General features: G+C 64.4%; 9 protein-coding genes. 8 read left to right on the plus strand and 1 reads right to left on the minus strand.

Going from position 1 to position 8,832, the window contains the following annotated elements; genetic code table 11:
• The 4 genes from lnt to JOZ76_RS25475 form a co-directional block, all read left to right on the plus strand.
• On the plus strand, window positions 1–1,300 hold a 1,300-nt coding region (gene lnt / locus JOZ76_RS25460; protein ID WP_291703327.1), incomplete at its 5' end, for an apolipoprotein N-acyltransferase.
• A 240-nt stretch (window positions 1,301–1,540) separates the two neighbouring features.
• On the plus strand, window positions 1,541–1,954 hold the full coding sequence (locus JOZ76_RS25465; protein ID WP_291703329.1) for a helix-turn-helix domain-containing protein: 414 nt from the start codon (window positions 1,541–1,543) through the stop codon (window positions 1,952–1,954).
• A gap of 379 nt (window positions 1,955–2,333) precedes the next feature.
• Window positions 2,334–3,458 carry a M20 family metallopeptidase gene (locus JOZ76_RS25470; RefSeq protein WP_291703330.1) on the plus strand — a complete coding sequence of 375 codons (1,125 nt, stop codon included), beginning with the start codon at window positions 2,334–2,336 and terminating at the stop codon, window positions 3,456–3,458.
• Window positions 3,455–4,195, plus strand: a complete 741-nt coding sequence (locus tag JOZ76_RS25475) for a tRNA (guanine(46)-N(7))-methyltransferase TrmB (protein ID WP_291703332.1) — start codon at window positions 3,455–3,457, stop codon at window positions 4,193–4,195. The genes JOZ76_RS25470 and JOZ76_RS25475 overlap by 4 nt, the downstream gene beginning before the upstream one ends.
• A 131-nt stretch (window positions 4,196–4,326) precedes the next feature.
• Here the strand turns inward: JOZ76_RS25475 and JOZ76_RS38610 are convergent, their stop codons facing one another.
• The gene (locus JOZ76_RS38610; protein WP_441300091.1) at window positions 4,327–4,845 is read right to left on the minus strand and encodes a DUF2336 domain-containing protein; all 519 of its coding nucleotides are present in this window, start codon (window positions 4,843–4,845) and stop codon (window positions 4,327–4,329) included.
• 532 nt (window positions 4,846–5,377) lie between these two features.
• Between JOZ76_RS38610 and rimP the strand changes: the two genes are divergently transcribed.
• The 4 genes from rimP to JOZ76_RS25505 form a co-directional block, all read left to right on the plus strand.
• Window positions 5,378–6,112, plus strand: a complete 735-nt coding sequence (rimP, locus tag JOZ76_RS25490; protein WP_291703336.1) for a ribosome maturation factor RimP — start codon at window positions 5,378–5,380, stop codon at window positions 6,110–6,112.
• A 15-nt stretch (window positions 6,113–6,127) separates the two neighbouring features.
• Window positions 6,128–7,750, plus strand: coding sequence for a transcription termination factor NusA (nusA, locus tag JOZ76_RS25495; protein ID WP_291703338.1), 1,623 nt, complete (start codon window positions 6,128–6,130; stop codon window positions 7,748–7,750).
• Between the two features lie 23 nt (window positions 7,751–7,773).
• On the plus strand, window positions 7,774–8,475 hold the full coding sequence (locus JOZ76_RS25500) for an RNA-binding protein (RefSeq protein WP_291703340.1): 702 nt from the start codon (window positions 7,774–7,776) through the stop codon (window positions 8,473–8,475).
• Window positions 8,476–8,556: 81 nt separating this feature from the next.
• The coding region (locus tag JOZ76_RS25505; protein ID WP_291703342.1) for a translation initiation factor IF-2 associated domain-containing protein at window positions 8,557–8,832 on the plus strand (276 nt) is incomplete at its 3' end.

An 8,832-nucleotide genomic window follows, 5' to 3' on the forward strand; every position in this document is an offset into this window, starting at 1 on the left:
GCCATTTGCGCTGTTGGGGCTACCGGCCTATCTCGCGCTGTTCACCGCGTTCGGCTTTGCGCTGGCGCGCCTGATCTGGCCGCGCGACGCTTCGCGCGTGATCGCGCTCGCGGTCTGTCTCACGATCAGCGAATGGCTCCGCGGCCAGGTGCTCTCAGGCTTTCCCTGGAACAGTTTTGGGTACGCGCTGAGCCAACCGCTGGCGCTCGCGCAGACCGCGTCACTGATCGGCCTGTGGGGCATGACCTTTTTCAGCGTCGCGATCTTCGCAAGCCCGGCCGTCCTGATCGACGGCCGCGCGAAAGGGCGCCTTCCCTGGCTCGCACCGGCCATCGCGGCATTGGTTCTGGTCGCGATGGGCGCCTTCGGCGCGCTCCGACTGTCGATGCACCCGACCGCCATGCTTGATAAGGTCAAGCTTCGCATCATGCAGCCGAACCTGGAGCAGGACGCCAAGTTCAACTATTCGGCCAAGGCCGCGGTGATGCAAAGATATCTGGCGCTGTCTGACCGCGCCTCGGGTCCGCAATCGACCGGCGTTCGCGACGCCAACATTCTGATCTGGCCTGAATCCGCATTTCCGTTCTTCCTGACCCGGGAGGCGGATGTGATGGCGGAGATCGCCGACTTCCTTCCAAAGGGCGCCGTCCTCATCACCGGCTCGGTGCGCGCCCCGGATCTGCCGCCGGGATCGAGGATCACGCGGGCCTACAATTCGATCTACATCATCGATCATGATGGCAGCGTGCTGGCCGTCTATGACAAGCTGCACCTGGTTCCGTTCGGCGAATTTCTGCCGTTCCAGGATCTCTTGGAGCGGCTCGGCCTTGAACAGCTCACCAAGGTTCAGGGTGGCTTCATCCCTGGCAACGTGCACAACACGCTGGAGATTCCCGGCGCACCGCGCGCACTACCACTGATCTGCTACGAAGCGATCTTCCCCGCTGAAGTTGCAACACGCGACGGTCGTCCGGGGTGGATCATCAACCTGACCAACGACGGCTGGTTCGGCATCTCGACCGGTCCCCATCAGCACATGCAGCAAGCGAGGCTGCGGGCCATCGAACAGGGACTGCCGCTGGTGCGCGCCGCCAACACCGGCATCTCGGCGGTCTTCGACCCGCTCGGACGGATCGTTGCGCAGCTCGGCCTCGGCATCGAGGGCGTGCTTGATTCGCGCCTGCCGGCGGCGATTGCTCCGACAATCTATGCACGAGTTGGAGACATTCCGGCTGCGATGATTGTTGCCTTAGGTTTATTGATAGTTCTCAAGCGCCGTTTTACGAAGCGAACATCCTGATCACTGCATATTCTTGTTCCTTCTTCATGTTGCTTTTCATTTCCTCAAAATATTCTATGACATGCGTGAGCGCACTAGTTGACAGACTGACGCTGCAATTCGCATTCTGAATGTCCCTCCACGAGACGTCGTCAAATTGTTCAATTTGACTGTATCCCGCTGAGTTGCAGACACGGAAAGACGGCGTGACGACGCGAGGCATGGCCCATCGCGTGTGTCCGTCCACAAGGAGTAACGGAGATGTCGAAAGCACCCAACCCTGTTGACAAATACGTTGGCAGCCGGGTGCGGATGCGCCGCATCATGCTGGGGATGAGCCAGGAAAAGCTCGGCGAGGCGCTCGGGCTGACCTTTCAGCAGATCCAGAAATACGAGAAGGGCACCAACCGCGTCGGTGCCAGCCGCATCCAGCAGATCTCGGAAGTCCTGCAGGTCCCGGTGTCGTTCCTGTTCGAGGGCGGCCCGAGCGGCTCGGCGGCGGCCGAAGGCTACAACGATGGCGGCTCGCCGACCTATGTGTCCGACTTTCTCGCCACGTCGGAAGGACTTGCGCTGACCCGCGCCTTCACCAAGATCACCGATGCCAAGCTCCGGCGCAGCATCGTCGATCTTGTCGAGCAGATCGCCGCGCGCGAGGCGGCGGAGAAGCGCTAAAGGCTGCTTTCCGAAGTCCGCGACGTCAGGTCGGCGCCGCACTTTGCGCGGACCTCGGAAGTCTCACGGCTGCCGCTGCTGAGCAGGATAAATTGAATGGCCGCTAGTTCCGGAATCCGGGACTAGAGCGCGAAGCATTCAGCTTGGTATCGGCCGTCTCGCTTGTATCCGAGGTTCGCCTTACTTGCTGAAGCGAATCTCGGACGCAACACGTTGAAGCGCGCCGAGGTCGAATTTCGCCATCGCGCGTTGGTTCATTGTTCGGGCATGATCCCTCGGGTCGAACCCGAGGCATGCTTTCGGAAAAACCGCTTCGCACTTTTCCGCATCATGCACTAAGTTCCCGAACCGCCGACGAAAACCATTCCCGCGGAGCACGATGTCTTCCAACCCGTTCGACCCCAACGCCATCCTCGACGGCATCCGCCGCTGGGTGGAGATCGAAACGCCGACCGAAGCCCCCGAGCAGGTCAACAAGCTTGCCACTCTTGTCGCGGACGGCTATCGCGACCTGCCTGCCACCCTCGAACGAGTCCCCGGCAAGGACGGCTGCGGTGATCATCTCGTGGCGCGCTCGTCGTGGGGACAGGAACAGCCGGGCATTTTGGTGCTGAGCCATCTCGACACCGTGCATCCCCTGGGCTTCATCGCACGGCTGCCGTTCCGGACCGAGGGCGACATCGCGTTCGGTCCCGGGATCTACGACATGAAGGGCGGCGCCTATCTCGCCTTCCACGCGTTCCGCGAGATCTGCCGCAACGGCGCGCAGCCGCCGCTCGGCATCACCCAGATCTTCACCTCGGACGAGGAGATTGGCAGCCCGACCTCGCGCGCGCTGATCGAAGCGGAGGGACAGCGGGCTAAATATGTGCTGGTCACGGAACCCGCGCGCGACGGCGGCAAGATCGTTACTGGCCGCAAGGGCGTCGGTCGATTCGAGGTCTTCATCAAGGGCACGCCGGCCCACGCAGGATCGCGGCCGGAGGATGGGCGCAGCGCCATCCGCGAGCTTGCCAATATGATCCAGGCGCTTGAAGCCATGAACGATCCCAAACGGGGCATCACGGTCAATGTCGGCGTGGTCCGGGGCGGCACGCGGCCGAACGTGATCGCGGAGGAAGCCTATGCCGAGGTCGACTTGCGGGTTCCCTCGTTCACCGATGCGGAGGAGCTCGTTGCAAAAATCCTGTCGCTGCGCTCGCGCAGCGAGGGCCTCAGCGTCGACGTGATCGGCGACCTCAATCGTCCGCCCTACGAGAAGAACAATGCCGGCGCCGCCTTGTTCGAGCATGCCAGGCAGCTTGCGGCCGATCTCGGCTTCGATCTCGTCGACACCTATACGGGCGGCGGATCGGACGGCAACTTCACCGCGCCGCACACCGCGACCCTCGACGGGCTCGGCGTCGACGGCAAGGGCGCGCATACTCATTTCGAGCAGATGTACATTTCGTCGATCGAGCCGCGGGCCCGGCTCCTCTACGGGCTGTACCAGACGCTGCGATGAGCGCGCTCGGCGGCGATCCGTGCGATCACATTCGTTCGCACGAGGATGGCGGCGCGCCTTCCGGCCGTGGCGCATTCTTCGGCCGCCGCAAGGGCCACAAACTGCGCGCCCACCAGGCCGATCTGGTCGCCCACCTCTTGCCGCGGCTTGCGCTGGAGATTTCAGATCCTGCGCCCACCGATATCGCCGATCTGTTCGATCCGCCGGCCCGAGAGATCAAGCTCGAGATCGGCTTTGGCGGCGGCGAGCATCTGGCCGCCGAAGCGCGGGCGCGGGTTGAGAGCGGCTTCATCGGCTGCGAGCCCTATGTCAACGGAATGGCAAAAATCCTGACCCAGATCGAAAGCCACGACATCCGCAATGTCAGACTGTTCGCGGGCGACGCCGCGGAGCTGCTGGCCTGGCTGCCGGCGCGCGCACTGACACGGATCGACCTGATCCATCCCGATCCCTGGCCGAAGCGGCGGCACTGGAAGCGGCGCTTTGTTCAGGATGCGACGATTGCGGCGATGGCACGCGTGGTGAAGAGCGGCGGTGAGTTCCGTTTTGTCAGCGACATCGACGACTACTGCGCCTGGACGCTGGCGCACCTCGCCCACTCGCGCGATTTCGTCTGGACGGCTGAGCGCGCCGCCGATTGGCGCGAGCCGTGGGATGGCTACACCATGACCCGCTATGGCCAGAAGGCCACACGCGAAGGCCGCCGCGCCACCTATTTGCGATTTCGCCGGCTGTGATCGGGAGCGCTAAGCTTTAACATCGTCATTCCGGGGCGGTGGCAACGGCCAGCGCGAAGCGCTGGTCCGTTGGCATCGAACCCGAATCTCGAGTTTTTCGATGCTTTGCATCGCCCCGGAACGACGGCACGCTACGCCGACCGGCGGCTCTTCCAGCCGGCGAGCAGCGTCTTCAAATGCGCCTTGGAGAGATCGGCGCGCTGGCGCACCGCGAGCGTCAGCACGCCGTCGGCGCCGGCGCGCCGCACCAGTTCGGCATAGCCGCGACCGGAAAAACGCGCGCCGGCATTTCCGGCCGCGCGCCGCACCACGTCTCGCGGTCGCCGCGCGTGATGACGACGTCGGTGAGATCGGACGACAGAAGCGGCCGCTCCACCATCGCCAGCAGATGCGGCTGCCCCTTGGCGCGCGCGATGTCGAGCAGGGCGCTCTCGTCGATCACATTCGAGCGGCGCAGCAGCGGCCCCGGCGATGAGGATCTCGTTGTCGCGCGCCATCTGCCTGACCAGTGCGCGAGGCGCATTGCCGAGCAACGACAGGCGCTCTGCGAGTTCGGCCCGTTCCTTCAGGTCGGCGTGGGGGACGAGATCGACCAGCAGGCTGTCGAAGAAATCGACGTGCTTGGACGAGAGATGGCCCGCGTCCCGCAAGAACAGCGCGGCGATGCGGCGCGCGAGGTCGCGAGGCGTTCCGGATCGCCGTTCCGGACCATATCGTCGAGCCCGGGTATCAACGAAGTGGAGGCAGACATGAAACCTGCTCAAAGCACACGCGAACTCACCGCTTCCTGCATCCTGGTGGAGCGGATTGCCGCGGGCGACTTGCCGGTTCGCATGGCTACTTCGAGGCATGCGCGGCGTTGTAAGGCGCCGCTGCTGCCGGCGGCATTTCCGATCAATTTAAGCAGGCTTGGTGAAGGAAGGATTAGGCGCTGGGGATGGCCGAAAATCAAGAAATGCTCGACGTTTTACCTCTGGGGACCTTGCCGGGCCCGGCAGAAGTCGCTATCTTGCGGTCAACTTATCTTCTCATACGATCTCGTGATGAGAGTGGGCCCGAAAGGACCCGCTCTTTTTTATTACCTGAACCCTGTCGGGCGAAGCGCAGCCAAAGGGGACAGGCGGTTCCTTGAACCGTCAAGGACAAACCAACCTGACAGCCGATTTGACAGCCGACCTGGACATGATCGATCCAACCGCGCCTTCCATGGACGCCGACCTTCTGGCCGAGCCGCGCCTGATCGTCGAGCCGGGCGTTGCTGCGCGGGTGTCGGCGATCGCCGGCCCCGTGCTCGCCGGCATGGGATATCGGCTGGTGCGGATCCGGATTTCCGGCGAGGCCGGCTGCACCGTCCAGATCATGGCGGAACGGCCTGATGGAACGATGCTGATCGACGATTGCGAGGCGGTCTCGCGCGCGCTGTCGCCTGTGCTCGATGTCGCCGACCCGATCGACCGCGCCTACCGGCTGGAAATCTCCTCGCCCGGCATCGACCGGCCGCTGGTGCGCCGCTCCGATTTCGAGCGCAACACCGGCCATCTGGTGAAGGTCGAGATGGCGGTTCCCCATCAGGGGCGCAAGCGGTTCCGGGGCACGCTAAATGGGATCGAGGGCAATGCGGTTCGCCTCGTTCGCGACGATGTCGCCGCCGGCGACGAGGCCGCGGTCCTGCTGCCGATGGAAGACATCGCGGAGGCGCGGCTGGTGCTGACCGACGGCCTGATCGCGGAATCGATGCGGCGCGGCAAGCAGGCCGAACGCGAACTGAAGCGCGATCTCGGCCTTGAACCGCCCGCTGCACTGCATGCGAGCGGTCGTGCGTCAAAGGCGAAACCGGCGAAGCAGCCGGCGCCGGCCAATACCAAGAAACATCGCCTCGCGGCCGAGCGGCTGCGCAGAGGCGACACCGATCCTTAAGAGAGGAGACTGAACATGGCAGTCAGTGCCAACAAGCTCGAACTGCTGCAGATCGCCGACGCCGTAGCGCGCGAAAAGTCGATCGACCGCGGCATCGTGATCTCGGCGATGGAAGATGCCATCGCCAAGGCGGCACGCGCCCGCTACGGCAGCGAAACCGACGTGCATGCCGAGATAGACGCCAAGAAGGGCGAGCTGCGCCTGTCGCGGCACATGCTGGTGGTCGAGAATGTCGAGAACTCGGCGAACCAGATTTCGCTGGAGGATGCGCGCAGAGCCAACCCGGGCGCGCAGATCGGCGACACCATCGCCGACACGCTGCCGCCGCTGGAATATGGCCGCATCGCCGCGCAATCCGCCAAGCAGGTGATCGTGCAGAAGGTGCGCGAGGCCGAGCGCGACCGGCAATATCAGGAATTCAAGGACCGCATCGGCGACATCGTCAACGGAGTCGTCAAGCGCGTCGAATATGGCAGCGTCATCGTCGACCTCGGCCGCGGCGAGGCCATCATCCGGCGCGACGAGATGCTGCCGCGCGAGGTGTTCCGCAACGGCGATCGCGTCCGCGCCTATATCTTCGACGTGCGGCGCGAGACCCGCGGGCCGCAGATCTTCCTGTCCCGCACCCATCCGCAATTCATGGCAAAACTGTTCGCGCAGGAAGTGCCGGAGATCTATGACGGCATCGTCGAGATCAAGGCGGTGGCCCGCGATCCCGGCTCGCGCGCCAAGATCGGCGTGATCTCGCGCGATTCCTCGGTCGATCCGGTCGGCGCCTGCGTCGGCATGCGCGGCTCGCGCGTGCAGGCTGTCGTCAACGAGCTGCAGGGCGAGAAGATCGACATCATTCCGTGGTCGCCGGACATTGCGACCTTCGTCGTCAATGCGCTGGCGCCCGCCGAAGTCACCAAGGTCGTGATCGACGAGGACCGCGAGCGCATCGAGGTCGTGGTTCCCGATACCAACAACCAGCTGTCGCTCGCGATCGGCCGGCGCGGCCAGAACGTGCGGCTCGCCTCGCAGCTGACCGGCTGGGACATCGACATCCTCACCGAGCAGGAGGAATCGGAGCGCCGCCAGGCCGATTTCGAGAACTCCACGCGCGTCTTCATGGAAGCGCTGAATGTCGACGAGGTGGTCGGCCAGTTGCTCGCGTCCGAGGGCTTCACCTCGGTCGAGGAACTCGCGATGGTGGACGCCAAGGAGCTCGCCGGCATCGAAGGTTTTGACGAGGAGACCGCCCAGGAGCTGCAGAGCCGGGCCAAGGAATATCTCGATCAGCTCGAGAACGAACTCGAGAACAGGCGCAGGGAACTCGGCGTCGAAGACGACATGAAGACGGTGCCCGGCGTCACCTCGAAGGTGCTGGTGAAGCTTGGCGAAAACGCCGTCAAGTCGGTCGAAGACCTGGCCGGCTGCGCCACCGACGACCTGGTCGGCTGGACCGAGCGCAAGGAGGGCAGCGAGCCGACCAAGCACAAGGGCTTCCTCGACGGCATCGAGATTTCGCGCGACGACGCCGAGGCGCTGATCATGCAGGCGCGCGTCAAGGCGGGCTGGATCACCGAGGCCGATCTCGCCCAGGAGACGGAAGAGCCGTCTGCGGAGGATGAGCCCTCCGAACAGGCCCCGGCCTAAGGTTTTGGGGAGATGCCCCTCGGATGCTTGCCGCGCTGGCTGATCCTGAGCTCGACAACGGACCGCGGACCGAAAGGTCCGCGACCGTCCGGTTGTGCGCAGTCAGCCGGAAGGTCAGGCCGGTCGGCGAGCTGATCCGGTTCGTGGTGTCCCCGCACGGTGAGGTCGTGCCGGACATCAAGCGCAAGCTGCCCGGGCGCGGATTATGGCTTTCGGCGTCGCGACAGGTGGTTGCGGAAGCGGTCCGGCGTCACCAATTTGCGAGAGGATTCAAGCGCGACGTCCGCGTCGCGGCGACGCTTGCGGCGGACACTGAGCGGCTGCTGGCCAGCAGCGTGGCCGAGGCCCTCGCGGTTGCGGCCAAAGCCGGGCAGGTGGTTTCCGGCTTTACCAAGGTCGAGACTTTGCTCCGGTCGGGTCGCGGCCATTCCGGCGTTGCGGCTCTGATCCACGCCTCCGACGGAGCCAGGGACGGAATCCGCAAGCTCGATGCCCTGGTCGAGCAAAATGCGGGGAACAAGAAGGAAACGAAGGAATTCCCCATCATCGCGGTGCTGACTTCGGCAGAATTGGATTTGGCACTTTCCCGGGCAAATGTGATACATGCTGCGCTGCTCGCGGGCCCGGCGAGCAGGACATTCCTGTCGCGCAGCCTGATCCTGGTTCGATACCGGCTGGCGGATGACGACAAGACTGCCGGAACCGTGCCCGAGAATTCTGATTAAGCCGACGAGAATTCTGATTAAGAACCCTTGCATCAATGACGGTGCGCAGGAACGCACGACGAACAAGATTAGGACGACTGAATGGCCGATAAGAATACGCCTGGCGACAAGAAGCTGAGTGTCCCGAGCAAGACCTTGACGCTTAAGCCGCGCGTCGAGACGGGCACCGTGCGCCAGAGCTTCCCGCACGGCCGCAGCAAGCAGGTGGTCGTGGAAAAACGCGGCAAGCGCCGGGTCGGCGGCGATGCGCCGGTCGGCGAGGCCCCCCACGCGCCCGAACCGGTGGCAGCCAAGGCCGCGCCGGCGGGTGCCCCGCGGCCTGCCGCCGCTCCGCCCCAAGCGCCGCGCAACAGGTCC

Origin of the sequence: Bradyrhizobium sp. (assembly GCF_019244115.1) — a bacterium.
In the GTDB taxonomy this organism is placed as follows: Bacteria; Pseudomonadota; Alphaproteobacteria; order Rhizobiales; family Xanthobacteraceae; genus Bradyrhizobium.

Coding starts and splice junctions, on each gene's coding strand:
- JOZ76_RS25470 (WP_291703330.1), top strand. CDS start 2,334: ATGTCTTCCAACCCGTTCGACCCCAACGCCATCCTCGACGGCATCCGC.
- JOZ76_RS25500 (WP_291703340.1), top strand. CDS start 7,774: ATGCTTGCCGCGCTGGCTGATCCTGAGCTCGACAACGGACCGCGGACC.
- rimP (WP_291703336.1), top strand. CDS start 5,378: ATGATCGATCCAACCGCGCCTTCCATGGACGCCGACCTTCTGGCCGAG.
- JOZ76_RS25465 (WP_291703329.1), top strand. CDS start 1,541: ATGTCGAAAGCACCCAACCCTGTTGACAAATACGTTGGCAGCCGGGTG.
- nusA (WP_291703338.1), top strand. CDS start 6,128: ATGGCAGTCAGTGCCAACAAGCTCGAACTGCTGCAGATCGCCGACGCC.
- JOZ76_RS25475 (WP_291703332.1), top strand. CDS start 3,455: ATGAGCGCGCTCGGCGGCGATCCGTGCGATCACATTCGTTCGCACGAG.